The 25,756-nt window shown below is 62.5% G+C and carries 25 protein-coding genes and 1 riboswitch; of the genes, 5 read left to right on the top strand and 20 right to left on the bottom strand.

Annotation, left to right across the window (positions count from 1 at the left end; genetic code table 11):
• Positions 1-130: 130 nt before the first annotated feature.
• From H045_RS13265 to cobO, 12 genes are all read right to left on the bottom strand, one after another.
• Positions 131-1,339, bottom strand: coding sequence for an MFS transporter (locus H045_RS13265; RefSeq protein ID WP_015372606.1), 1,209 nt, complete (start codon positions 1,337-1,339; stop codon positions 131-133).
• A gap of 54 nt (positions 1,340-1,393) precedes the next feature.
• Positions 1,394-1,798 carry a MarR family winged helix-turn-helix transcriptional regulator gene (locus H045_RS13270; protein WP_003238800.1) on the bottom strand — a complete coding sequence of 135 codons (405 nt, stop codon included), beginning with the start codon at positions 1,796-1,798 and terminating at the stop codon, positions 1,394-1,396.
• A gap of 42 nt (positions 1,799-1,840) precedes the next feature.
• Positions 1,841-2,569: an adenosylcobinamide-GDP ribazoletransferase gene (locus tag H045_RS13275; RefSeq protein WP_015372607.1), complete on the bottom strand. Its 729-nt coding sequence runs from the start codon at positions 2,567-2,569 to the stop codon at positions 1,841-1,843.
• 2 nt (positions 2,570-2,571) lie between these two features.
• Complete coding sequence (gene cobC, locus H045_RS13280; protein WP_003238804.1) at positions 2,572-3,147, bottom strand: alpha-ribazole phosphatase family protein; 576 nt, start codon at positions 3,145-3,147, stop codon at positions 2,572-2,574.
• The gene (gene cobT, locus H045_RS13285; RefSeq protein WP_015372608.1) at positions 3,144-4,199 is read right to left on the bottom strand and encodes a nicotinate-nucleotide--dimethylbenzimidazole phosphoribosyltransferase; all 1,056 of its coding nucleotides are present in this window, start codon (positions 4,197-4,199) and stop codon (positions 3,144-3,146) included. The genes cobC and cobT overlap by 4 nt, the downstream gene beginning before the upstream one ends.
• Entirely contained in the window at positions 4,196-4,717 is a 522-nt protein-coding gene (gene cobU, locus H045_RS13290; protein ID WP_015372609.1) for a bifunctional adenosylcobinamide kinase/adenosylcobinamide-phosphate guanylyltransferase, read from the bottom strand. Before cobU ends, cobT begins: the two co-directional genes overlap by 4 nt.
• A gap of 1,261 nt (positions 4,718-5,978) precedes the next feature.
• A complete protein-coding gene (locus H045_RS13295) occupies positions 5,979-7,430 on the bottom strand; it encodes a cobyric acid synthase (protein WP_003238810.1) in 1,452 nt (483 codons plus the stop codon).
• Positions 7,427-8,416 (bottom strand): threonine-phosphate decarboxylase CobD, encoded by a 990-nt coding sequence (cobD, locus tag H045_RS13300; RefSeq protein WP_003238811.1) that lies wholly within the window; start codon positions 8,414-8,416, stop codon positions 7,427-7,429. The genes H045_RS13295 and cobD overlap by 4 nt, the downstream gene beginning before the upstream one ends.
• Positions 8,409-9,317, bottom strand: coding sequence for an adenosylcobinamide-phosphate synthase CbiB (gene cbiB / locus H045_RS13305; protein WP_003238813.1), 909 nt, complete (start codon positions 9,315-9,317; stop codon positions 8,409-8,411). Before cbiB ends, cobD begins: the two co-directional genes overlap by 8 nt.
• Positions 9,314-9,964, bottom strand: coding sequence for a 5,6-dimethylbenzimidazole synthase (gene bluB, locus H045_RS13310; RefSeq protein WP_015372610.1), 651 nt, complete (start codon positions 9,962-9,964; stop codon positions 9,314-9,316). Before bluB ends, cbiB begins: the two co-directional genes overlap by 4 nt.
• The gene (locus H045_RS13315; protein WP_015372611.1) at positions 9,961-11,328 is read right to left on the bottom strand and encodes a cobyrinic acid a,c-diamide synthase CobB; all 1,368 of its coding nucleotides are present in this window, start codon (positions 11,326-11,328) and stop codon (positions 9,961-9,963) included. Before H045_RS13315 ends, bluB begins: the two co-directional genes overlap by 4 nt.
• On the bottom strand, positions 11,325-11,936 hold the full coding sequence (gene cobO / locus H045_RS13320; RefSeq protein ID WP_015372612.1) for a cob(I)yrinic acid a,c-diamide adenosyltransferase: 612 nt from the start codon (positions 11,934-11,936) through the stop codon (positions 11,325-11,327). The genes H045_RS13315 and cobO overlap by 4 nt, the downstream gene beginning before the upstream one ends.
• A gap of 79 nt (positions 11,937-12,015) precedes the next feature.
• Positions 12,016-12,270: riboswitch (cobalamin riboswitch) on the bottom strand.
• A gap of 99 nt (positions 12,271-12,369) precedes the next feature.
• Here cobO and H045_RS13325 point away from each other — a divergent pair.
• Positions 12,370-13,683, top strand: a complete 1,314-nt coding sequence (locus H045_RS13325; protein WP_015372613.1) for a PQQ-dependent sugar dehydrogenase — start codon at positions 12,370-12,372, stop codon at positions 13,681-13,683.
• Positions 13,684-13,808: 125 nt separating this feature from the next.
• Here H045_RS13325 and H045_RS13330 read toward each other — a convergent pair whose 3' ends face one another.
• The 5 genes from H045_RS13330 to H045_RS13350 form a co-directional block, all read right to left on the bottom strand.
• Positions 13,809-14,354, bottom strand: a complete 546-nt coding sequence (locus H045_RS13330; protein WP_003238823.1) for a C40 family peptidase — start codon at positions 14,352-14,354, stop codon at positions 13,809-13,811.
• A 144-nt stretch (positions 14,355-14,498) separates the two neighbouring features.
• Positions 14,499-15,128 (bottom strand): C40 family peptidase, encoded by a 630-nt coding sequence (locus H045_RS13335; protein ID WP_003238825.1) that lies wholly within the window; start codon positions 15,126-15,128, stop codon positions 14,499-14,501.
• A gap of 209 nt (positions 15,129-15,337) precedes the next feature.
• Positions 15,338-16,042, bottom strand: a complete 705-nt coding sequence (gene hda / locus H045_RS13340; RefSeq protein ID WP_003238826.1) for a DnaA regulatory inactivator Hda — start codon at positions 16,040-16,042, stop codon at positions 15,338-15,340.
• Between the two features lie 203 nt (positions 16,043-16,245).
• Entirely contained in the window at positions 16,246-17,319 is a 1,074-nt protein-coding gene (locus tag H045_RS13345) for an AI-2E family transporter (RefSeq protein WP_003238829.1), read from the bottom strand.
• Between the two features lie 36 nt (positions 17,320-17,355).
• Positions 17,356-18,396, bottom strand: coding sequence for a DUF2066 domain-containing protein (locus tag H045_RS13350; RefSeq protein WP_003238830.1), 1,041 nt, complete (start codon positions 18,394-18,396; stop codon positions 17,356-17,358).
• A 356-nt stretch (positions 18,397-18,752) separates the two neighbouring features.
• Here H045_RS13350 and purM point away from each other — a divergent pair, with 356 nt between their 5' ends.
• The 4 genes from purM (at position 18,753) to H045_RS13370 (ending at position 21,748) form a co-directional block, all read left to right on the top strand.
• Positions 18,753-19,811: a phosphoribosylformylglycinamidine cyclo-ligase gene (gene purM, locus H045_RS13355; RefSeq protein ID WP_015372614.1), complete on the top strand. Its 1,059-nt coding sequence runs from the start codon at positions 18,753-18,755 to the stop codon at positions 19,809-19,811.
• Positions 19,811-20,461 carry a phosphoribosylglycinamide formyltransferase gene (gene purN, locus H045_RS13360; RefSeq protein WP_003238833.1) on the top strand — a complete coding sequence of 217 codons (651 nt, stop codon included), beginning with the start codon at positions 19,811-19,813 and terminating at the stop codon, positions 20,459-20,461. The genes purM and purN overlap by 1 nt, the downstream gene beginning before the upstream one ends.
• A gap of 8 nt (positions 20,462-20,469) precedes the next feature.
• Entirely contained in the window at positions 20,470-21,183 is a 714-nt protein-coding gene (locus H045_RS13365; protein WP_003238835.1) for a DUF3108 domain-containing protein, read from the top strand.
• A 376-nt stretch (positions 21,184-21,559) separates the two neighbouring features.
• Complete coding sequence (locus tag H045_RS13370) at positions 21,560-21,748, top strand: hypothetical protein (protein WP_003230518.1); 189 nt, start codon at positions 21,560-21,562, stop codon at positions 21,746-21,748.
• A gap of 98 nt (positions 21,749-21,846) precedes the next feature.
• On the opposite strand, the gene H045_RS13375 is transcribed toward H045_RS13370, so the two are convergent.
• The 3 genes from H045_RS13375 to relA all read right to left on the bottom strand — a co-directional run bounded on the left by H045_RS13375 (position 21,847) and on the right by relA (position 25,636).
• A complete protein-coding gene (locus H045_RS13375) occupies positions 21,847-22,392 on the bottom strand; it encodes a DUF2058 domain-containing protein (protein WP_003230516.1) in 546 nt (181 codons plus the stop codon).
• Positions 22,393-22,417: 25 nt separating this feature from the next.
• On the bottom strand, positions 22,418-23,251 hold the full coding sequence (gene mazG / locus H045_RS13380) for a nucleoside triphosphate pyrophosphohydrolase (RefSeq protein WP_003230514.1): 834 nt from the start codon (positions 23,249-23,251) through the stop codon (positions 22,418-22,420).
• A gap of 141 nt (positions 23,252-23,392) precedes the next feature.
• Positions 23,393-25,636, bottom strand: coding sequence for a GTP diphosphokinase (gene relA / locus H045_RS13385; protein ID WP_003230512.1), 2,244 nt, complete (start codon positions 25,634-25,636; stop codon positions 23,393-23,395).
• Positions 25,637-25,756: the final 120 nt, after the last annotated feature.

The raw sequence follows: 25,756 nt of genomic DNA on the forward strand, positions 1-25,756 counted from the left end.
TTCAGAGACCGAACTTAACAGATCGACATGCCCAGCTGCATCAACGCCAATCCGCCACGTTGCCAGCCCCACCAGGCCATCAGCAACAGGATGATGCCGGCGACAATCATCAACGACCTTGCTGTCCCGCTCATGCTGCCTCCATCTGTGCCTGCAGCCTCGCCACCGGCCGCTCGCGCACCGGCCAGTTCAGGCCTGCAGCGATCAGGCTCAGCACAATTGCCACCTGCCAGATCAAATCGTAGTTGCCGGTATGATCATAGACCACCCCGCCCAACCAGCCGCCGAGGAACGAGCCGATCTGGTGAAACAGGAACACGATGCCACCGAGCATGGAGAGGTTTCTCACACCGAACAGCGTCGCGACCGTGCCGTTGGTCAGCGGCACGGTGGACAACCACAGGAACCCCATGGCCATGCCGAACACGTAGGCGCTGACCTGGGTCACCGGTGCCCACAGGAACAACGCAATCACCACCGCCCGCAACAGGTACAACCCCGTGAGCAGGCGCGGCTTGGACATGCGCCCGCCGAGCCAGCCGGCGGTGTAGGTGCCGAAGATATTGAACAGGCCGATCAACGCCAGCACGGTGGTGCCCACCGTGGCCGGCAGATGCTGGTCCACCAGATAAGCGGGCAAATGCACGCCAATGAACACCACCTGGAAACCGCAGACAAAGAAGCCGAACGCCAGCAACCAGAACCCGGAGTGGGAGCAGGCTTCCCGCAACGCTTCACGCAGGGTCTGCTGGCCGGCCAGTACCGGCAGCGGCTTGTCCTTGAGCATGCTGACCAGCGGCAGAATCAGCGCCACCATCAAGCCCAGCGCCAATAGCGCGGCCGACCAACCCAGCCAGCTGATCAGCCCCAAGGTGCCCGGCACCATGGCGAATTGGCCAAAAGACCCGGCGGCGCTGGCAATGCCCATGGCCATGCTGCGTTTTTCCGGGGCCACCGCGCGCCCTACCACACCGAGAATCACCGAAAACGACGTGCCGGACAGACCGATGCCGATCAACAGGCCGGCACTCACCGACAGTGACCACGCCGAATCGGACAAGCCCATCAACACCAGGCCCACGGCGTAAAGAACGCCACCGACAAACACGGTTTTGGTCGCACCGAAACGGTCAGCCAGGGCCCCGGTGAACGGCTGCGCCAAGCCCCAGATCAAGTTCTGAAGGGCAATGGCGAAGGCGAAAGTCTCGCGACCCCAGCCGAATTCGGCACTCATTGGCGACAAAAACAGACCAAAGCCGTGTCGCACGCCCAACGACAACGCCAGGATCAGTGCACTCCCCACAAGCACCCAGCCACTGGTGCGCCACATCGAATTCATTTCTTATTCTCCGCTCGCGGGTATATACCCGCTTGTCATCGAACGCACCCGCCTTCAGGCGAGTTCGTCCAGCAAGGCCAACAGGGTTTCGCGCTTGTCGGCGCCCAGTCGGTCAATCAGTTTCTGCTGCGCCGCTTCCCACGCCGGCAAAGCGGCAGCCAGCCGTTCTGCACCGGCTTCGGTCAACATCACCAGGCGATTTCGCAGGTCGCTACCCTCGACCAACTGCACCAGGCCTTCGCATTCCAGCACCCGCAGATTGCGCCCCAGGGTGCTGCGATCAAGGCCCATGGCGTCCGCCAAACTGGAAATGCTCGGCTGATCCAACCGCTGCAGGTTGCACAGCAGCGAATATTGGGCAACGTTGATGCCGAAGCCGTCGAGGGCGCCGTCGTAGTGCCTGCTGACGCCACGAGCGGCGCGACGCAGGTTGATGCATAAACATTGAGAGGCAAGCATGGAGCGTGTATATACCCGCGATTGAGCAAATGCAAGAAAGTGTTACAACGCCAGCCCGACCAGTACCGCGACTTCCAGCAGCTCCAGCACGGCGCCGGCCGTATCGCCGGTGGTGCCGCCGAGCCGCTTGACCATCAGCCGGCGCAGGCCGACAAAGCACAGTGCAGCCAGCAACACGGCGATGCCGCCGCTGAAACCGCCGATCAGCAGGCACGCCAGGCCGCTGAGAATCAGCACCTGCTGGCCCACCACGCGCGGTAAATAATCTGACAAAGCCTGGCCCAATCCCCCTGCCCGCACGTAGCGCGTGGTGAGGAACAGCGCCAGCATCGAGGCGCGTCCGATCAGCGGCGCCAGGATCAAGGCCGCGCCGTTGTGCTGTTCGATCAAGGCCACCAGAGCCGCGAACTTGAGCAGCAACACCAGGCCCAGGGTCACCACGGCAATCGGCCCGCTGCGCGGGTCTTTCATGATGCTGAGCGTGCGCTCGCGGTCGCCGAAGCCACCTAGCCAGGCATCCGCACTGTCCGCCAGACCGTCCAGGTGCAGCCCACCACTGAGCAGCACCCACGCGGTCAACAACAGCGCGGCGTGCAGCAACAACGGCGCGCCCATCAACACGTTGTTGAGCCCCCACAGCAGCAGCCCGAACAGCACGCCCACCAGTGGATAAAACAGCAACGACCGCCCCAGTTCCCGGGGTTGCGGCATGCCCGGCAAGCGAATCGGCAGGCTGCTCAGAAATTGCAGGGCGATCCAGAACGGCAACATGATCAGACGCCTTCCTTCAATACGCCGCCTGCGCCGACCCGCAGGCTGAACAGCCCACCGTGGCCGACTTCGACATTCAGCAACTGTTCACGGGGCAGGCCGCGCGCGCGCGCCAGCAGCAAACGCATGACCCCGCCGTGGCTGATCAACAACACGCGCTCACCGGCATAGGCCTGATGCAGACGTGAGACAGCGCCAAGTACCCGGTCGGAAAAATCGCTGACCAGCTCTCCCTCGGGCGGCGTAAAGCTATAAGGATCGGCCCAGAACAGGCCCAGGCCTTCGGCATCGGTTTGCATCAATGCCGCCGCGCTCTGTCCTTCCCAGGCGCCGAAATGCAGCTCCTGCAGGTCTCGTTCCAGGCTCACCGGCAAGTTGAGACGTGTGCCCAACTCCTCGGCAAAACGCGCACACCGTTGCAGCGGAGAACTGATCACCCGGTCCCAGGGTCCTTGCTCGACCACAGCGGCGCGCATCTGCGCCCAGCCGTTGGCGGTGAGCGCGTCATCCAGGCTGCCGCGCAGGCCGCCGCCCAATTCGGTTTCACCATGACGCAGCAAGTCCAGGTGCAAGGTCATGCGGGACGATCCGCCACGGCCGCTTCGGCGAATGTCGCCATCTGCCCGTGCAGTGCGCAGGCCAGTCGCAACAGCGGCACCGCCGTTGCGGCGCCACTGCCCTCGCCCAGGCGCAGGCCAAGGTCCAACAACGGCCGGGCGTCGAGGCTTTGCAGCACATGGCGATGCCCCGGCTCGGCGCCACGATGGCCAAACAGCAGCCATTCGCGGCACGCCGGGCTAAGACGCGTAGCCACCAGCGCCGCAACGGTGCAGATAAACCCGTCCACCAGCACCGCCACGCCCTCCTGGGCACAGGCCAGATACGCGCCGACCAGGGCCGCGATCTCAAACCCGCCGAGATTGAACAGCGTTTGCAACGCATCACCGCGTTGCCCGGCATGCAGCGTCAGCGCGCGCTCGATAACCGCCACCTTGTGGCTGACGCCCTGGGCATCTAGACCCGTACCCGGTCCGGTCAGGTCTGTCACCGGGCAATCGAGCAAGGCACACGCCAGCGCACTGGCGGCGGTGGTGTTGCCGATGCCCATCTCGCCACCGATAAACAATTGCGCGCCGCTCTCCAGCGCGCGCAGCACGCTGTCGCGGCCGGCTTGCAGCGCTTGCTTGCCCTGGGCCGCCGTCATCGCTGGGCCGTTGACGAAATTCGCCGTGCCCGCGCCGAGATTCAAATGACGCACGCCGGGCAAGCTCAACGCGGGCGTGACAGTGCCCAGGTCGACCACCTCCAGTTGCGCATCCAACTGACGCGCCAACACACTGATGGCCGCGCCGCCGCTGACAAAGTTATGCAGCATCTGCCCGGTCACTTCCTGGGGAAAGGCCGATACCCCTTCGGCGACCACGCCATGATCACCGGCGAAAATCGCGATCCACAGCCGATCCACCGACGGTTTGACCCGTCCCTGCAACCCCGCCAATTGCACTGCCAGCGCTTCCAACTGGCCAAGAGAACCGGCCGGCTTGGTCAATTGCTGCTGGCGTGCCAGAGCTTGTTCGTACGCCGGGGCGTCAATCGCCTTACATGGGTTGAGCCACCAGTTGTCAGTCATAACGCAGTACCTTTCAAAGTCATAGGCAGGCCGGCGACGGTCAGGACAACACGCTGACAACGCTCGGCCAGGGCTTGATGCAGCCAACCGGCTTCATCCACATAGCGGCGAGTCAATTCGCCCAGCGGCACGACACCCAGACCGGTCTCGTTGCTGACAAAAATAATCTGCCCCGGCAGCGAGGCCAGGGTATCGAGCAGTTGATCGCGCTCTAGCGCCAGACGCGCGGGGTCTTCGAGCATCAGCAGGTTGGTCAGCCACAAGGTCAGGCAGTCCACCAGCAGGCACCGCCCGGGGGCTGCGTTTTCCCGCAGCACGCGCGCCAGCTCAATCGGCTCTTCGATCAGGCCCCAGTGGTCCGGGCGCCGTTGACGATGAAGGGCAACGCGCTCGTTCATCTCACCGTCCAGCGGTTGGCTGGTGGCGATGTAAGTGACCGACAGGCCACTGTCGCTGGCAAGCTTTTCGGCGAGACGGCTTTTGCCGGAGCGGGCGCCACCGAGGATCAGTTCAAGCATGGGATGGCACCTTCGGTTGGCTGAAATTGTGTGACTGTCAGGCCGCCATCGCGGGCAAGCCCGCTCCCACAGAAACGCACATCAGCTGTTGATCTGGCTGTTGATTTTGATCTCAGGCGCCCCGTAAAACCACGCTGGCCGAACGCAGGTTTGAATCCGTGGGCAACCCGGCAGGACGCCGGGTTAGCCGCACTGGGCCAGGGATGGCACATTGCGGCGGCCCACGGATTCAAGCCTGCGTGCGGGCACACCGAGCCTGAGCGAGGTGCCGAGTGGTGGGGCGAGAGCCTTTTGGTTACTTTTGGGCTCTTCCAAAAGTGACCCGCTGTAAGAGCGGAACCATAAGCCGCCATTACCGCAACAACGGATATGTACACCGAAAAACCGCCATCGGTAGCAAGCCCCCTCCCATATTTGGAATGTGGCGCTTCAGTTACATAGTGATCGACTCTCAAACCGCCATCGCGGGCAAGCCCGCTCCCACAGAAACGCACATCAGCTGTTGATCTGGCTGTTGATTTTGATCTCAGGCGCCCCGTAAAACCACGCTGGCCGAACGCAGGTTTGAATCCTTGGGCAACCCGGCAGGACGCCGGGTTAGCCGCACTGGGCCAGGGATGGCCCATTGCGGCGGCCCACGGATTCAAGCCTGCATGCGGGCACACCGAGCCTGAGCGAGGTGCCGAGTGGTGGGGCGAGAGCCTTTTGGTTACTTTTGGGCTCTTCCAAAAGTGACCCGCTGTAAGAGCGGAACCATAAGCCGCCATTACCGCAACAACGGATATGTACACCGAAAAACCACCATCGGTAGCAAGCCCCCTCCCATATTTGGAACGTGGCGTTTCAGTTACATAGTGATCGACTCTCAAGCCGCCATCGCGGGCAAGCCCGCTCCCACAGAAACGCACATCAGCTGTTGATCTGGCTGTTGATTTTGATCTCAGGCGCCCCGTAAAACCACGCTGGCCGAACGCAGGTTTGAATCCTTGGGCAACCCGGCAGGACGCCGGGTTAGCCGCACTGGGCCAGGGATGGCCCATTGCGGCGGCCCACGGATTCAAGCCTGCATGCGGGCACACCGAGCCTGAGCGAGGTGCCGAGTGGTGGGGCGAGAGCCTTTTGGTTACTTTTGGGCTCTTCCAAAAGTGACCCGCTGTAAGAGCGGAACCATAAGCCGCCATTACCGCAACAACGGATATGTACACCGAAAAACCACCATCGGGAGCAAGCCCGCTGCCACAGGGAATCTGTCCGTACACCGTCAGATTCCACACAGTTTGCGCAACAACGCGGTGTCCAGATGGTTCTCCACCAAATCCGCCAACCGCTCGATATCCCGCTCACGCAGCGCGTGGTAATCCACCTCCTGCACATCCTGCAACCCGGCCCAACGCAGCAAGGCGCTGCACGCCGCGGGGGTTTCGAACAAACCGTGCAAGTAGGTGCCAAGGATTTGCCCGTCAGCACTGCGCGCGCCATCAGTGCGCCCATCATCCAGCAGCACCGCAGCACGCGTCAGACCGTCACCCGACGTCACCCCCGCATGAATCTCATACCCACTCACCTCAGCGTCTTCCAAAAACAGCCGCCCACGCACATTGCGCAACTGCTTCTCTTCTTCCAACGTGGTGCTGAACCCCAGCAGTCCCAGCCCGTCGCTGGACCCTGCAGCCCCTTCCAGCCCAAGCGGGTCATGCACCTGCTCACCCAGCATCTGCAAACCACCGCAAATCCCCAGCACCTTGCCGCCATAGCGCAAATGCCGCGCCACGGCGCTGTCCCAGCCATTGGCGCGCAGATACGCCAAATCACTGCGCACACTTTTCGAGCCCGGCAGGATGATCAGGTCGGCGGCCGGGATCAGCTGGCCCGGCCCCACGAACTGCAGGTCCACCTGGGGGTGCAGGCGTAACGGGTCGAAATCCGTGTGGTTGCTGATGCGCGGCAATACCGGCACGACCACCCTGAGCACCTGGGCGACCTTGTCGATCTGGCGCCGGTCGATGCCGTCCTCGGCTTCCAGGTGCAGGTCCATCACATAGGGCAACACGCCCACCACCGGTTTGCCGGTGCGTGCCTGAAGCCAATCGAGCCCCGGCTGCAGCAGCGCAATGTCGCCGCGAAAGCGGTTGATGATAAAACCCCGGACCCGCGCCTGTTCGCTGGGCGAGAGCAATTCCAGGGTGCCTACCAGATGGGCAAACACGCCGCCACGGTTGATATCGGCGATCAGCAGCACCGGGCAGTCCACCGCTTCGGCAAAACCCATGTTGGCGATGTCGTTGGCGCGCAGGTTGATTTCTGCCGGCGAGCCCGCGCCTTCCACCATCACCACCGGGTAGGCTGCGCTCAGGCGCGCATGGGAGGCCAGCACCGCCTGCATCGCGATGGCTTTGTAATCGTGGTAGGCCACCGCGTTCATGCTGGTGACGGCGCGGCCGTGGATGATGACCTGCGAGCCGGTATCGCTGTTGGGTTTGAGCAACACCGGATTCATGTCGGTGTGGGGCGCCAGGCGGGCGGCTTGGGCCTGCACCGCCTGGGCGCGGCCGATCTCGCCGCCTTCGGCGGTCACGGCGCTGTTGAGGGCCATGTTCTGCGGTTTGAACGGCGCCACTGCCACGCCCTGGCGCACCAGCCAACGGCACAGCGCGGTCACCAGGGTACTTTTGCCGGCATCGGAGGTGGTGCCCTGCACCATCAGCGTACTCATGCCGCCTCCCGGTAAGCGGCCAGTGCCGCATCGAGGCGCAGCCAGTCGGCCTCGGTGTCGGGCAGGCCGAAGCGCAGGCTGCTGTTGTGCGCAAACAGACGCAGCAGGATGCCGCGCTGGGCCATGAATTCGTGCAGCCGCTCGGCGTGTGTCGTGATCAACCATTGGAACAGGGCACAGCCGCCCTGCGGCTGAAAGCCGTGGCGCTCAAGCAAGGCAAACAAACGCTGCCCGGCCTCGACACAGCGCGCGCGCTGGCGCGTGTGCCCGTCGGTATCACGCAAACAGGCCTGACCCAGTACACGCGTCGGCCCGCTGACGGCCCAGGGGCCGACCTGCTCGGCGAGCAGCTTGAGCAACCGCCGCTCGGCCAGGACAAAGCCCAGCCGCACACCGGCCAGGCCAAAGAATTTGCCGAATGAGCGCAGCACGATCAGCCCGACCTGATGGGCATGGCCCGCCAGGCTCAGGTGCGGGGTGACGTCCATGAAGGCTTCGTCCACCACCAGCCAGCCTCCGCGCTGCGCCAGGCGGGTGTGCCAGGCGAGCAGGCGTTGCGGGCTCAGGCTCAACCCCGTGGGGTTGTTCGGGTTAACCACCACCAGCACATCGAGGCTGTCGAGAAAGAAGTCGACTTCCTGCTCCTGTACTTCGCGCACCACATACCCGGCGCGACGCCAGGCTTCGGCGTGTTCGGCGTAGCACGGCGACAGCACGCCGACCTTGCCGGAACGACGCAGGCGCGGCAGCAACTGGATGGCCGCCTGCGAACCGGCCACTGGCAATACATGCGCCGCGCCGTAATATTCGCTGGCGGCCAACTCCAGGCCATCGTCGGTTTCCGGCAGACGCGCCCAGGCGCGCAACGGGATCTCGGGAATCGGCCAGGGCCACGGCGCCAGACCACTGGACAGGTCGAGCCACTGGTCTTCGGCAATGCCGTACTGGATTGCCGCCTTGCGCAGGCGTCCGCCGTGTTCAAGCATAAAATTGCGCCCCCGCGCACAGAATCAGCAGCCACAGCCATACGCCGCGCTGCACCAGTTGCCAGCCCCGCTCGATGGCATCGGCATCCGCCGCCGGGCCTTCGCCCAGCGGTGGACGCTGATGCAGCTCGCCGTGATAGATCGCCGCACCACCCAGCGCCACGCCCAGCGCGCCCGCGCCGGCCGCCATCACTGGCCCGGCGTTGGGGCTGTCCCAGGTCGGACCCTGGGTGCGCCAGCACTTGAGCGCCAGGCGGGTCTTGCCCAGCACGGCGTAGGTCAAGGCCACCAGCCGCGCAGGAATATAGTTGAGCACATCGTCAATTCTGGCAGCTGCCCAGCCGAAGCGCTCGAAGCGTTCGGTGCGGTAGCCCCACATCGCGTCCAGCGTATTGCTCAGACGATAGAGCACCACGCCCGGCACGCCGGCGACCACAAACCAGAACAGTGCGGCAAATACTGCGTCGCTGCCGTTTTCCAGCACCGACTCGGTGGCAGCGCGGGCGACGTCGGTGGCGTCCAGTTCGGCGGTCTCGCGGCTGACCAGGTAACTCACCCGCGTGCGCGCCTCAACCAGGTCATCGCTGCGCAGGGCCTGGGCCACCGGTATCACATGCTCACCCAGGCTGCGCATGCCCAGGGCGCAGTACAACGCGAGGATCTCCAGCGTCCAGCCAATATAAGGCGCCCATGACAAGGCGGTGGCCAGCAGGGTCAACGGCACCACCGCGATGACCCAGGCGGTGACCCCATGGCTGCGCCAGCCGCGCCCACCGCTGTTGAAGCGTTGCTCGATGCGCCCGGCAAAGTTGCCGAATGCCACCAGCGGATGCCAGCGCCTGGGCTCACCCAGCAGCGCGTCCAGCGCCACGGCAGCGACGCACAGCAAGGCCACACTCATTGACTCACTCCCCACGCATTTTCATACAGCATCTCACTCAACGGCTGTGGCTCGCGCCAGCCCTCGAGCTGTAGCATTGGCGCCGGATAAAATTCGGCGACAGGGCCCAGGCACAATACGGCCAGGGGCTTGGCACCTGGCGGCAAGCCCAGCAGGTCGGCCAGGGCCTGGGGTTCGAACAACGACACCCAGCCCATGCCCAGCCCTTCCACCCGCGCGGCCAGCCACAGGTTCTGGATTGCGCAGGACAGCGAGGCCATGTCCATTTCGGGCAAGGTGCGACGGCCGAAAATATGCCGTTCACGGTCATCCATCAGCGCTGCCACCAGCACTTCGGCGCAGTCGTGGATGCCTTCGACCTTGAGCTTCATGAACTGGTCGGAACACTCCCCCAGGGCCTGAGCGGTGCGCACGCGTTCGTCTTCCACCAGGTGCTGGATCCGCTCGCGCAACGAGCGGTCGCTGATGCGGATAAAGCGCCAGGGCTGCATCAGGCCCACGCTGGGGGCCTGATGTGCGGCCTGGAGCAGGCGCTGCAGTAATTCGGGGGCGACCGTGCCACCGCTGAAGTGGCGCATGTCGCGGCGTTCGGCGATGGCGCGGTACACGGCGTCGCGCTCGGCCTGGGGGAATGCGTGGTCGGTCATGGCCCTACCGTTTGATCTGTAAACGCTATCAATGTGGGCGCTGGATTGCCTGCGACAGCGGTCTTGAGATCCGGCGCAAAAAGCGCGGCCACCGCCGCCGGATTCGACGGGAAGTAAAAGTGCACATAGGAAGCGGTCATCCGGCCCTGCCGATACACCGCCTCGGCACCGCGCCCGCCATTGGGGCTCAGGCCACGGGCGATCGGATCCCATTCGGTGCTGGTCAGCGAATGGTGATAGGTGTGCCCGCGCAACGTGCCCTCCGGCAGCTCGACACTCTGCAGCGCCAGCGCCGCCAGTTTCTTCTGCATCACCGCGTCGCCCCGCAACAGGCCCACCAGTTCGGCGCGGATGCCGTCAACGTCGGTGAGCGAGTCGAGCAGATACAACATGCCGCCACACTCGGCGAGCAAGGGTTTATTCGCCGCGTGATGGGCACGAATGGCTGCGAGCATCGAGGTATTTTCCGACAGCGCCTGGTGATGCAGCTCCGGGTAACCACCGGGCAGGTACAGGCTGTCGGCCTCAGGCAACTGACTATCGTGAAGCGGTGAGAAGAACCTCAGCTCGGCGCCCATCGCCCGCAACAGGTCCAGGCTGGCGCCATAGGTGAAGGCAAACGCTTCGTCCCGGGCGATGGCAATGCGCACGCCGGCGAGCAACGGCTCGGCCGCGATCACCTCGGGCACGGCAAAGGTCACCGGTGGCGGCACCGCCACTTCGCAACTGCTGCCCAGGGCCTGGGCGGCGGCGTCCAGGCGCGCATCGAGGTCATTGAGCTCGCTGGCCTGCACCAGGCCGAGGTGACGGCTGGGCAGTTCGATTCCAGTCTCGCGGGACAGCGCGCCGTACCAGCGCAGGCCTTCGGTGAGGCTGCCTTCGAGCAACTGCGCATGACGCAGGGTGCCGACCCGGTTGGCCAGCACGCCGGCGAACGGCAGGTCCGGCTGATAGCGCGCCAGGCCCAGGGCCAGTGCGCCGAAGGTCTGGGCCATGGCGGTGCCGTCGATCACGCCGAGCACCGGCACACCGAAATGTCGCGCCAGGTCGGCGCTGGAGGGCGTGCCGTCGAACAGGCCCATGACGCCTTCGATCAGAATAAGGTCGGCCTCGCCCGCCGCTTCCCACAACAGGCGGCGACTTTCCTGCTCGCCCACCATCCACATGTCCAACTGATACACCGGCGCACCACTGGCGCGCTCGTGGATCATCGGGTCGAGGAAGTCCGGGCCGCACTTGAACACGCGCACCTTGCGCCCCAGATTGCGGTGCAGCCGGGCCAGGGCGGCGGTCACGGTGGTTTTGCCCTGGCCGGACGCCGGTGCGGCAATCAGAACGGCCGGGCAATGACGGGGCTGATTCAAAGTTCGACGCCCTTCTGAGCCTTGATGCCGGCCTGGAATGCGTGCTTGAGCATGCCCATTTCGGTGACGGTGTCGCCCATTTCAATCAGCTCGGGCTTGGCGCCACGGCCGGTGACCACCACGTGCTGCATCGGCGGGCGGGCCTGCAGGTCGCTGAGGACCTGGTCAAGGTTGAGGTAGCCGTGCTTGAGGGCAATGTTCAATTCATCCAGCACCACCAGGCCGATGGAGGGGTCCTGCAGCATTGCCCGCGATACCGCCCAAGCGGCTTCGGCGGCGGCGATGTCGCGCTGGCGGTCCTGAGTTTCCCAGGTGAAACCTTCACCCATCACGTGAAAGCGCACCTGCTCGGGGAAGCGGCGGAAGAACATCTCTTCGCCGGTGCTGAAACGGCCCTTGATGAACTGCACCACACCGCACTGCATGCCGTGGCCCATGGCACGGGCCAGCATGCCGAAGGCCGAGCTGCTCTTGCCTTTGCCGTTGCCGGTGAGCACCAGCAGCAGGCCGCACTCATTCGGCGAGTTGGCGATGCGCTCGTCGATCACGGCTTTTTTGCGCAGCATGCGCGCCAGATGGCGCTCGTCGCGTTCGGGGGAATCGGTCATGGCAGCTCTCCGTTGGGGCTGGACAAAAACGGCGGGCAGGAACAAGCACATACAGACAGCCAAGCATCGCCCACCGTGATGCTGTTGAATGTTCAAGGCCGGTCTCCGGACTCATGAGTGGCGCCTGCACGTATCAAGCGCAGGCAAGCCGGCGGCGCGCCTTCCCATATCGCGGGCGATACAGTGGCAAACAGCACCGTGTTGACTCATTTACCGTTGCGGGGGCAGCGCCGGGATCGCGGCAGCACTGTGTACAAGTGCGCTCACTCACCGGCTTCCCTGTTTCACTCTGTCGACGCACGCGCCACGGAGCACCTGGAACAAGCGGCGAAGGTTAGTGGGTTGGGGGTGGAGCGTCAATTAAAGCTGGCCTGGCACTTGAACCATCCCGCGCTGGCAATCCTCTACCCTTACAGGCATTCAGGAGAAAACCATGCATAAAACAAGACTCGCCTTACTCATCATGCTCGCCGGCACCCTTGCCGCCTGCGGTGAAAGCTCGACGCTGCAGGTGTCGGATGGCACCGGGCCGTCGCCCAAGTTGCCGCAACCGAACAAGACGCTGATCCCAACAGTAAACATCGCACCGGCCATCGGCTGGCCTGAAGGCGCCAAGCCGACCGCCGCCGCTGGCACTCAGGTCGCTGCGTTCGCCGAAGGCCTGGACCACCCGCGCTGGCTCTATGTGTTGCCCAATGGCGACGTACTGGTGGCCGAAACCAACGCGCCGCCCAAGCCGGATGATGCCAAGGGCATTCGCGGCTGGGTGATGGAGAAAGTCATGGGCCGCGCCGGCGCAGGTGTGCCGAGCCCGAACCGCATCACCCTGCTGCGCGATGCCGACCACGACGGCGTGGCCGAGACACGCACGGTTTTCCTGGAAAACCTCAACTCGCCATTCGGCATGACCTTGGTGGGCAACGACCTGTACGTGGCCGACTCGGACAAGCTGCTGCGCTTTGCCTATCAGCCGGGCGAAACCGCGATCAAAACCCAGGGCACTACAGTCGTCGATTTGCCAGGCGGTCCGCTGAACCACCACTGGACGAAAAACGTGGTGGCGAGCAAGGACGGCAGCAAGCTCTATGTGAGCGTCGGCTCCAACAGTAACGTTGGCGAAAACGGACTGGAGGCCGAACAAGGCCGCGCAGCGATCTGGGAAGTTGACCGCACCACCGGCCAGCACCGGATTTTCGCGTCGGGCCTGCGCAATCCCAACGGCATGGCCTGGGAACCGCAGAGCGGAAAACTGTGGACGGCCGTCAACGAGCGCGACGAAATCGGCAGCGACCTGGTGCCGGACTACATCACCTCGGTCAAGGATGGCGGCTTTTATGGCTGGCCGTTCAGTTACTACGGTCAGCATGTGGACGTGCGCGTGACGCCGCAGAATCCGGAGCTAGTGGCCAAGGCCATTGCACCGGACTACGCCGTGGGCCCGCACACCGCATCCCTGGGGCTGACCTTTGCCGAAGGCAGCAAACTCCCGGCGACCTTCAGCAACGGCGCGTTCATCGGCCAGCACGGCTCGTGGAACCGCAAGCCGCACAGTGGCTACAAGGTGATCTTCGTGCCGTTCGAGGGCGGACAACCCAAGGGGCAGCCGGTGGACGTGCTGACCGGGTTCCTCGACAAAGACGAGAAAGCCATGGGCCGGCCAGTGGGCGTGGTCATCGATCAGCAGGGGGATCTGCTGGTGGCCGATGATGTGGGGAATAAGGTGTGGCGGGTTTCAGCCGCTAAATAAACACCGCAAAACACATGTGGGAGGGGGCCTGCTCCCGATAGCAGTGGATCAGTCAATGAATGGTTGAACTGATGCACCGCCATCGGGAGCAAGCCCCCTCCCACGTGCGGATCCTGGTTTGAGCGTTAAGGATTGCGCGCCAGATGCTCGGCCGGCAATACGCGCTTGGCGCTCAGGTACGCATTCTGCCAATACGCCTTGGACAAGGTATCCAGCTTCACCGTGCCGCCGGTTTGCGGCGCATGCACGAAACGGCCCTCGCCCACATAGATGCCCGCATGGCTGACCTGGGAACCGCCGCCGGTGGCGAAGAACAGCAAGTCACCGGTCTGCAGGTTCTGCTCACTCACATCCTGGGCGCGCATCACGATCAGTTCGCGGGTGGTACGTGGCAGGGAAATACCGGCCGCATCGCGGTAGACGAAGCCGATCAGGCCGCTGCAATCGAATCCCGAGTCCGGTGTATTACCGCCCCAGCGATAAGGCGTGCCGACCAGACCGAGTGCACGGAAGAGCACGTCTTCGGCCGCAGGCGAGAAACTTTGGGTGGCAGCGTAGTTGAACACCGGCTTGGGCTTGACGGCGACAGGCGCCGGCGGCGGTGGACGGCTTGCGCAGGCACTGAGCAGCGCGGCGCAAACAAGAAGCATGAGGCGGGCCGAGGTCGACATGGGCAGAACAATCCTGGTCTGGAGCGGCTTTTCGCTGCCGAACGCTGAAAACCAGAACGCGCAAGCAGGGCTCGCGCGAACGGATTACAACAATGTCCAGGGATTCTAGCCCTTACGCGTCAAACTTCAAGTATCACTTTAACTTTACTTACTGGCGGTCACTGTAGACGGGGCCATGGCGAGTGCGCGCTTGGCTTCGATGAAGGTTTTGCTCCAGTAGCTGTCGCCCAGGCTGTCGACTCGAACGCCGCCACTGCGACGGCTGCTGGAGTGGATAAACTGGTTATCGCCCAAGTAGATACCGGCGTGGCTGACACGACCACGGCCTGCCGTACTGAAGAAAAGCAGATCGCCGGGCTTGAGGTTGTTGCGCGCGACCAACGGTGCTTTCACGTTGATCATTTCGCGCGTCGAGCGTGGCAGATTCATGCCCGCCTCTTCACGAAACAGGTAACCGATAAAGCCGCTGCAATCGAAACCGGCTTCAGAGGTACCACCAAAACGGTAGCGGGTACCGATCAGGGACATGCCACGTTCGAGGATGCTGTCGGCCAGCACAGGAAGCTGATAAGGCTTGCTGCCGGAAAAATCGGTCAGTTCTTTTTCGGTTGCCAGTTCGTCTTCGTAAACGGAAGCAGACTGCGCGGCAACGAATTTTGCCTGGCTTTGAACCTGTGGTTTTTGCTGGACAGCCACTTGCTGGGGCTGGGAGGCGCAACCAAACAACAGGGTGACGAGTGCGAGAGGCACGAGGGGTGCGAAGCGATTTAGCATGGGCACGACCGTGGCTGGTATGTAAAGAAGCCGAGACTATGCCCGCTATCGGATCGATTTGCAAATTCAATCGAGGTCTATGTGACTTGGCAATTGGACTGCGACATCTAAGCCGTAATTCCATTTAATGGGCAAAATGCGTAGCCGATGCGGCTCAAACGCAGGATTTCTGGCGCCTGAAAAATGCCGAATCCATGCAAATCAAACAGTTACCAGCCCAACGTCTCTTTGAGAAAAGGGATCGTCAATTTTCTTTGCGCCTGCAGGGACGCCTGGTCAAGCTGTTCGAGCAAATCGAACAGCGCGCTCATGCTGCGCGTGCCACGAGTGAGAATAAAATGCCCGACTTCGTCGGTAAGGTGCAGGCCGCGACGAGATGCACGCAATTGCAGGGCGCGCAATTTGTCTTCGTCGGACAAGGGTCGCATCTGGAAGATCAGCGCCAGGGTGAGACGGGACTTGAGGTCGGCCAGCTTGACCGGCAACTCCCGGGGCGAGGTGGACGCGGCGATCAACAGGCGCCTGCCGCTGTCGCGCAGGCGGTTGAACAGGTGGAACAAGGCTTCTTCCCACTGCGCCTTGCCGGCGATGACCTGCAGGTCATCCAGGCACACCAGTTCGTATTGCTCAAGGTTGTCGAAGATGCCGATACCATGGTCCATCAGCTCGGCCAACGGCAGGTACACCGCCGGCTCGCCCATCTGCTCGAAGCGCAGGCACGCGGCCTGCAACAGGTGGGTACGCCCCACGCCATGCTTGCCCCACAGATAGATCAGGCTTTCCGTCCACCCGGCGTCGGCTTCGCATAGCCGCTCGACATAGCCGAGTGCTGCGGCATTGGCGCCTGGGTAGTAATTGATAAAGGTTGCGTCATCACGCAGACGCACACCTAGGGGCAGCTGAATCGGTTTCATGCTGACTGAACGGCTCCCATCGAACCGCTAGTGGCCTCTGTGTAAAGTTCGCAAAGTCTATACCCGTGACGCCGGGCGCACAATGCAGCAGACCACAAGCAAAATCAAAGGTTTGCGTTAACCTGCCGGTTTACACGGATTGTTTGACGCACCCACCTTATAAACAACAAACCCGGCCAGAAGCCGGGTTTGTCGTATTGCGATTACAGCTCGGGGTCTTCGACGCCGGTGTACACATCCGAATCCTTGTACAACACGTGTACATGCCGTACCAACACCATGATCACTGCCGCCACGGGCAGTGCCAGCAGGATACCGGTGAAGCCGAACAGCTCACCGCCCGCCAGGATCGCGAAGATCACCGCCACCGGATGCAGGCCGATTCGATCGCCCACCAGCAAGGGCGTCAGCACCATGCCTTCGAGGGCCTGGCCGACCATGAACACCGCGACAATCCCCAACATCGGGTACAGGTCGCCGCCGAACTGGAACAACCCTGCCACCAGCGCAGCGCCGATCCCGATCACAAAGCCCATGTACGGCACGATGGCCGCCAGGCCTGCGATGAGGCCGATCAACAGGCCCAGCTCCAGGCCGATAGCCATCAGCCCGGCTGCATAGATGATGCCCAGCGCCAGCATCACCAGCAACTGGCCGCGCACAAACGCACCGAGTACCTCATGACACTCTGCAGCCAGGGACACCACGCGTTCTTCACGGTCTCGCGGCAGCAGGCCGCGAATCTTGGCCATCATGATGTCCCAGTCGCGCAGCAGGTAGAACGCCACCACCGGAATCAGCACCAGGTTCGTCAGCCAGCCGATCAGCGCCAGGCTTGAAGCAGTGGCCTGGCTGAGCACCACACCGACGATGTCGGTGGTCTGGCCCATATGCTCGCTGATCGCGGCTTTGACCTTGTCGAACTTCCAGAACCCTTCCGACAATCCGAGTTTGGCCTGAGCCCACGGCATCGCCGTGTGCTGCAGCCAGTCGAGCATCTGCGGCGCCAACTCGTACAAACGAAACAGCTGCTTGGCCAGCATCGGCACCAGCACCAGCACCAACGCGGTGATGATCAACGTGAACAGCGCGAACACCGTCACCACGCCCAGGGTCCGCGAAAGTCCGAGCTTTTCCAGGCGATCCACGACCGGATCGAACAGGTAGGCGAGCAACAACGCGACCAGGAACGGCGTCAGGATCGAATGCAGCAGGAATACAAAAACGCACAGCAGGACAATCCCGCCAAGCCACACCCAACGACGCGTATCCGCCATACACCACTCCAATTGCTTCTATATAAGGAAGAATATTTACCAACGAAAACGCAGTTGCGCCTGAGGTTCAGGTGCCGCTGCGGGTTGCGTGCCATCGACTGCGGGTGGCTGGACCGGGGCTTCACCTGCGGGCACTTCCTGCAACCTGGCCAGGCTCAGTTGGGTCCGCAATTGATCGGCACTGCCGTTGACGCGATACACAATGCGATTACCGTCCACCCACTGCGGCTGCCCCCCAAAGGGTTCCAGCAGGTGACCCAACGTGGCATAGCGCTCCAGGTTCATGCCCTGCACTTCCAGCAATTGTTCGGTGGTCACGCCCGGCTTGACGGCAAAGCGCGGCGCGAGCTTCTGGCTGACGGCCAGCAGCACTGCGTCGGCGACTGCAGCGGTGTCGGCGCCTTGCGCGGTGCCCTGCTCGCTGCTATCGCCCAGCCACAGCCGCCATTTGGCCTGCCACTGGCTGCCTTCCTGACGCGCGTGCACCGCAAGCAAAGCGTCGGCGCCGTAACGCTCGGACGCGGCGCGCAACGGCGTGGCGTCGGCGCTTTCCAGATTCGGCGCGGTGGCGACCACCTGCTCATTCAGATCACCCAACGGCAGACGCAACGGCAGACCGCGATGCTGCGCGGCACGGCGCAGTGCCTGGGCGACGGTCTGACCATCACCGACCAGGCTGCTGCCTTCGGTGGAATCGTTCAGCCACCAGCCGAGGATCGAGGGGCGGTTGCTGCCCCAGATCGACAGGCCCGCGTCACGCAACGCACGGTCCGTGCTCACCGGGTCGAAATCCACCTGCAGGCTTTCCGGCGGGCCGGCGTCGTAGCCGTATTGCGTGATGATTTGCTGCGGGTCTTTGCGGATCGCCGCCAGGCCCGGGCCTTCGGCGGCCTTGGCGTCGCCGGTCAGGCGTAGCACCAGGGTCTGCACCGCGCGCTGGGTGGCCTGGTCACGCTCCTGGGGCGACTGACTGCTCACAGGTTCGAGTACTTGATAAAGGCCATTGAGGGTTTCGGCATGACTCGCCAGGCTGACCAACGACAAACAGCCCACAAAAAAGAATTTACACAAACGCATGGAAGATTCCCGAACGACAAATTTAGCGGGTGGAACAGACCGCGTGCACCCGATTCAGCCAGGCTGTGACCACAGTGATTGGTAAAACATTCACAGGGCCGCGGTAAGTTTTCGTGCTGTCACAACGATAGCTTGCTCAAGGCTATACCTTAATACGCACCAGGGCAGAGCCGGTGAGCATTTTTTTAATCGGCTTTTTTAGCCTATATGCCCCTGCCCGTCGGCCCGAGGATGGCCGCTGCCCCTCAAGCCTGATAAAATCGCGCGCCTTCGCAGACCGTCAACGTCGAGGCCTTTTCACAAACGCCGCCGTCGGCTCGGTCGTTACCCAGAAATCCCCCCTAAAGGCCTGGATCATGAGCAAGCAACCCTCCCTGAGCTACAAGGACGCCGGTGTAGACATCGACGCCGGTGAAGCATTGGTCGAACGCATCAAGAGCGTCGCCAAGCGCACTGCGCGCCCCGAAGTCATGGGCGGCCTGGGCGGTTTTGGCGCCCTCTGCGAAATCCCGGCCGGCTACAAGCAGCCTGTGCTGGTGTCCGGCACCGACGGCGTGGGCACCAAGCTGCGCCTGGCCCTGAACCTGAACAAGCACGACACCATCGGCATCGACCTGGTCGCCATGTGCGTCAACGACCTGGTGGTATGCGGCGCCGAGCCATTGTTCTTCCTCGACTACTATGCCACCGGCAAGCTGAACGTAGACACCGCGGCACAGGTAGTGACCGGTATCGGCGCTGGCTGCGAACTGTCGGGCTGCTCCCTGGTCGGCGGCGAAACCGCTGAAATGCCCGGCATGTACGAAGGCGAAGACTACGACCTGGCTGGTTTCTGCGTAGGTGTCGTGGAAAAGGCCGAGATCATCGACGGCTCCAAAGTCGCTGCTGGCGACGCCCTGCTCGCCCTGCCATCCTCCGGCCCACACTCCAACGGCTACTCGCTGATCCGCAAGATCATCGAAGTGTCCGGCGCCGACATCGAAAACACCCAACTCGACGGCAAACCGCTGACCGACCTGCTGATGGCCCCGACCCGCATCTACGTCAAGCCACTGCTCAAACTCATCAAGGACACCGGCGCGGTCAAGGCCATGGCCCACATCACCGGCGGCGGACTGTTGGACAACATCCCGCGCGTGCTGCCAAAAGGCGCCCAGGCGATTGTCGACGTGGCCAGCTGGCAGCGCCCGGCAGTCTTCGATTGGCTGCAGGCGCAAGGCAATGTGGACGAGACCGAGATGCACCGCGTACTCAACTGCGGCGTGGGCATGGTCATCTGCGTGGCGCAGGAACACGTTGAAACCGCGCTGAACGTCTTGCGTGAAGCGGGCGAGCAGCCTTGGGTGATCGGCCAGATCGCCATTGCCGCGCAAGGCGCAGCCCAGGTCGAACTGAAGAACCTCAAGGCTCACTGATGCCTGGGACCTGTAATGTCGTGGTGCTGCTTTCCGGCACCGGCAGCAACTTGCAGGCCTTGATCGACAGCACGCGCACCGGCGACAGCCCGGTGCGCATCGCTGCGGTGATTTCCAATCGCAGCGACGCCTACGGCCTGCAACGCGCCAGAGATGCCGGCATCGACACCCGCTCGCTGGATCATCAGGCATTCGACGGTCGCGAGGCTTTCGACACGGCCCTGATCGACCTGATCGACGCCTTCAAGCCCCAACTCGTGGTCCTGGCCGGTTTCATGCGCATCCTCAGCGCGGATTTCGTGCGGCACTACGCAGGGCGCCTGCTCAATATCCACCCTTCCCTGCTGCCCAAATACAAAGGCATGCACACCCATCAGCGCGCGCTGGACGCCGGCGAAAGCGAGCACGGCTGCAGCGTGCACTTTGTCACTGAGGAACTCGATGGCGGACCTCTGGTCGTACAGGCAGTGGTTCCGGTAGAGTCGGGTGACTCGGCGCAGAGCCTTGCGCAACGGGTTCACGCCCAGGAACACAGCATTTATCCACTGGCTGTTCGCTGGTTTGCCGAGGGACGATTGATTCTCGGTGAACAGGGTGCATTATTGGACGGTCAGTTACTCGCGGCCAGCGGCCACTTGATTCGAACTTAGGAGATTTTATGCGTCGCGCCCTGCTCTTCGCTTTTGCGCTGTTCGCCTTGCCTGCCGTGCAGGCAGCAGACCTACACCCTTTCTCCGCCAGCTACACCGCCGACTGGAAACAGTTGCCCATGAGCGGTTCGGCCGAACGCAGCCTGACCAAGAATGACAACGGCTCCTGGACCTTGAACTTCAAGGCTTCCATGATGATCGCCAGCCTTACCGAAACCAGCGTCATTCGTTTCGACAAGGACGCACTACAGCCGGTGAGCTACAGCTTCGAACGTGGCGGCCTGGGCAAATCGAAGAAGGTCAACCTGGACTTCGACCAGAGCGCCAAGAAAGTCACCGGCTTTGAAAACAAGGACCCGGTGAACGTCACCCTGGAAAGCGGCATGCTCGACAAGTCGACTTACCAGTTGGCCCTTCAGCGTGACGTGGCCGCCGGCAAGAAAAGCATGAGCTACCGCGTCGTCGAAGGCACCGACGTCGACACCTATGACTTCCGCGTGATTGGCCCGGAAAAGGTCCAGACCAAGGTTGGCGCCATCGACGCGATCAAGGTCGAGCGCGTGCGTGACCCGTCGCAGAGCAAGCGCATCACCCAGATGTGGTTTGCCAAGGATCTGGGCGGCGTGCTGGTGGCGTTACGTCAGGTTGAGACGGACGGCAAGGAATACAACATCATGCTGCAGGACGGCACTGTCGATGGTCAGGCCATCAAGGGCAGCTGATCGGCAGATTGAACAAAGGAGCCTCGCTGAATGCGAGGCTTTTTTTTGCCTGGCGGGTTTTTGCGGTGAGCCCACTGAAGCCATCGCAGGCAAGCCAGCTCCCACAGTTGGAACGCATTCCCCTGTGGGAGCTGGCTTGCCTGCGATGGCGGTGCAACGATCAACACAGGGCCGCAGGCGCTCGCAAACATGAAACTTCTGTCATAAAACTCCCGCGCCTGCTCTACAAAGCCACGGATTACAAGGCCTGCAGCACTGTTGCGTCTGGTGCAATAAATTGTTGCGCGCAAAAGCTGTTTACTTAGCAAGCTAACAAAACATATAACAAAGGCCTGCGACGACTTGCCGCAGATCCACCCGAGATTGGAGCAAGCAGATGACTGTAAAAGTGACTGAACGCGACGACGAACATATGTCCCATGAAGCCTTGGGCCACGGGATTCATATCTGGGATGTCCATCAACAAGACCTGCTGGTCGGCATGTTTCACAATGAAAGCGACGCTCATAACTACAAGCATGAGCTGGAAACGCTTGAACTGAAACGCCAGGCACAAAGTTCCTGACCCACCGAAATCTCGCAGGCACCCGGCCCCACACAGCAGCTGGCGTGCCCGCAAACAAAAACCCCGCCTTGTGAGCGGGGTTTTTCGTGTCTACAGCCTTACCACATCAGATCGTCCGGGATCTGATAGGCAGCGTACGGATCATCCTCGTCCGGCACCTGGCTTTCGGTAAGGATATTGAGCTGCACGATACGCTCTGGCGCGCGCTCCTGGATCTTCAGCGCCGCTTCGCGGGGGATCACTTCGTAGCTGCCGCCGTGGTGCACGATGGCCAGGGAGCCGTTGCTCAGCTTGTTGCGCATCAGCGTGTTGACCGACAGGCGCTTGACCTTCTTGTCATCCACGAAGTTGTAGTAGTCCTCGGTGGTCAGCTTGGGCAAGCGCGAGGTCTCGATCAATTGCTTGACCTGCGCCGTGCGCGCCTTGGCCTCGGCTTTTTCCTGCTGCTGACGGTTCAGCTCCTGGTCGCGCTTGACCTTCTCGGCATGCGCCTCGGCCGCCAGACGGGCCTGGGTGTCATCCACCTCGGCCTGCCCCTTGTGGACCAGGCGCTGCTGCTTCTGTTTCTCTTTGCCGACCTGCTTGGCCTGCTTTTGGTTGACCAGACCTGCTTTGAGCAACTGGTCGCGAAGGGAAAGGCTCATGGTGCTTACTCACTTAGGCAACTGCTCAACCGCAGCTGGACACATTCTTTTCCTGACGCTTGGCTTCGCCCCACAGGGCGTCCAAGGTTTCGAGGGTGCAATCTTCTATGGGTTGATGCGTTTCGCGCAATGCCTGTTCGATAAATCGGAAACGTCGTTCGAACTTGGCATTGGCGCCACGCAGCGCAGTTTCCGGGTCGACCTTGAGGTGACGGGCCAGGTTGACTGCGGCAAACAACAAGTCACCGACTTCATCGGCGATTGCGGCCGGGTCGTTGTCGGCCATGGCTTCGAGCACTTCATCGAGTTCTTCGCGCACGTTGTCCACCACCGGCAAGGCGGACGGCCAGTCGAAACCGACCTGGCTGGCGCGCTTCTGCAATTTGGCGGCACGGGACAGGGATGGCAGCGCCTTGGGCACATCGTCGAGCAGGGAAAGTTGCTCCGGTGCGTCGGACTGTTCCGCACGCTCCTCGGTTTTGATCTGCTCCCAGCGTTGCTTGACCTGATCTTCACTCAACTGAGGAATATCCAGCGGTGCATACAGATCACCGGTCGGGAACACGTGCGGATGACGACGGATCAGCTTGCGCGTAATGCTGTCGACCACGCCGGCAAACTCGAAACGCCCGTCTTCACGCGCCAACTGGCTGTAATAGACGACTTGGAACAACAGGTCGCCCAACTCGCCTTGCAGATGATCGAAGTCGCCGCGCTCGATGGCGTCGGCGACTTCGTAGGCTTCTTCGAGGGTGTGCGGCACGATCGTGGCGTAGGTTTGCTTGATGTCCCACGGGCAGCCATATTGCGGATCGCGCAGGCGGTTCATCAGGTGCAGCAGGTCTTCAAGTGAATACATCGGTCAATCTCTGCGCGGGTTTTTGAAACGTCGAAAGTCAAATGTGGGAGCTGCCTTGCCTGCGATGCAAGCGACTCGGTACGTCAGTTGCACCACAGTGATGCCATCGCAGGCAAGCCAGCTCCCACAGTCAGTTCACGTTCATGGCGTGCGGTTGCGTCGGGTTTCGATAATGTTTGGCAACTGGGAGATCCGTCCCAGCAACCGCCCCAGCGCGTCCAACCCCGGAATCTCGATGGTGAGGGACATCAACGCGGTGTTGTCCTCCTTGTTCGAGCGGGTGTTCACCGCCAGCACGTTGATGCGTTCATTGAGCAGCACTTGCGACACGTCGCGCAGCAGACCGGAACGGTCGTAGGCACGAATGATGATATCCACGGGGTAGGTGAGCACCGGCACCGGGCCCCAGCTGACCTGGATGATCCGCTCCGGCTCGCGCCCGCCCAACTGCAGCACCGAGGCGCAATCCTGACGGTGAATGCTCACGCCACGGCCCTGGGTGATATAGCCGACAATCGCGTCGCCCGGCAGCGGCTGGCAGCAACCGGCGATCTGCGTCATCAGATTGCCCACGCCCTGGATCTGGATATCGCCGCGCTTGCCGGGCTTGTAACCGGTGGCCTTGCGCGGGATCAGCTCCAGTTGTTCGTTGCCCCGCTCCGGCTCTACCAGTTGCTGGGCCAGGTTGACCAGTTGCGCCAGGCGCAAGTCGCCGGCGCCGAGGGCGGCGAACATGTCTTCGGCGATTTTCATGTTGGCCTTTTCGGCCAGCTTGTCGAAGTCCACCTGGGGCAGGCCCAGGCGCGCCAGTTCGCGTTCGAGCAGGGTCTTGCCGGCGGCGACGTTCTGATCGCGCGCCTGCAGTTTGAACCAGTGGACGATCTTCGCCCGCGCCCGCGAGGTGGTGATGTAGCCCAGGTTCGGGTTCAGCCAGTCGCGGCTCGGCGTGCCGTGCTTGCTGGTGATGATCTCAACCTGCTCACCGGTCTGCAGGCTGTAGTTGAGCGGCACGATGCGCCCGTTGATCTTGGCGCCCCGACAGTTGTGGCCGATCTCGGTGTGCACGCGGTAGGCAAAATCCAGCGGCGTGGCACCCTTGGGCAGGTCGATGGCATGCCCGTCCGGGGTAAAGATGTAGACGCGGTCGGGCTCGATATCCACTCGCAGTTGTTCGGCCAGACCACCGATATCGCCGAGTTCTTCGTGCCATTCGAGCACCTGGCGCAACCAGGAAATCTTCTCTTCGTACTGGTTGGACCCGGCCTTGACGTCGGTGCCCTTGTAGCGCCAGTGCGCGCACACGCCCAGTTCCGCCTCTTCGTGCATGGCATGGGTGCGGATCTGCACTTCGAGCACCTTGCCCTCGGGACCGATCACAGCCGTGTGCAGCGAGCGATAGCCGTTTTCCTTGGGGTTGGCGATGTAGTCGTCGAATTCCTTGGGGATGTGCCGCCACAGCGTGTGGACGATCCCCAGCGCGGTGTAGCAGTCGCGCATTTCCGGCACCAGCACGCGCACCGCGCGCACGTCGTAGATCTGGCTGAAGGCCAGGCCCTTGCGCTGCATCTTGCGCCAGATCGAGTAGATATGTTTGGCACGGCCGCTGATGTCGGCCTCGACGCCGGTAGCCTGCAATTCGGTACGCAGCTGGCCCATCACGTCGCTGATAAAGCGCTCGCGGTCCAGGCGCCGCTCGTGCAGCAGCGTGGCGATCTGTTTGTATTGATCAGGCTCAAGGTAGCGAAAGGACAAATCCTCCAGCTCCCACTTGATATGGCCGATGCCCAGGCGGTGCGCCAGCGGCGCATAGATGTCGAAGACTTCGCGGGCGACGCGGTTGCGCTTTTCGTCGTCAGCGGTCTTCACCGCACGGATCGCGCAGGTGCGTTCGGCCAGCTTGATCAGGGCGACGCGTACGTCGTCGACCATCGCCACCAGCATCTTGCGCAGGTTTTCCACCTGCCCCTGGGTGCCCAGCACCATGGACTGGCGCGGGCTGAGGCTGGCGCTGATGGCAGCCATGCGCAGCACGCCGTCGATCAGCTTGGCCACCACCGAGCCAAAGCGCTGGCCGACCGTGGCCAGCTCAATGTGCCCTTCGCGCACGCCGCGATAGAGCACGGCGGCGATCAGCGAATCCTGGTCGAGCTTGAGATCGGCGAGGATCTCGGCGATTTCCAGCCCGGTGCGAAAGCTCGAAGTGCCTTCAGCCCACAGGTTCTTGGCCGCATTGTCTTGCTGCTCGGACTCACGAGCGAACTCGCAGGCGGCTTTCATGGCCTCACGGTCCAGTGCCGGATCGACACTGATGGCATGGTCGAGCCATGCCTCCAGATTGATACTGCCGTCGGTGTTGATCGGCTGGTGTGCTCTCACCTGTACCATCTTTCTTACCTTCCCTACGACGCACCTTGGATGCGCCGGAATCATCGCCGACCTTGACTGCGAACTCCGTGGCAGCTCAGGGGCCCTGGAGAACGCAGGCCGGTCGGATTAAACGGGCAT

Origin of the sequence: Pseudomonas poae RE*1-1-14 (assembly GCF_000336465.1) — a bacterium.
Classification (GTDB): Bacteria; Pseudomonadota; Gammaproteobacteria; order Pseudomonadales; family Pseudomonadaceae; genus Aquipseudomonas; species Aquipseudomonas poae.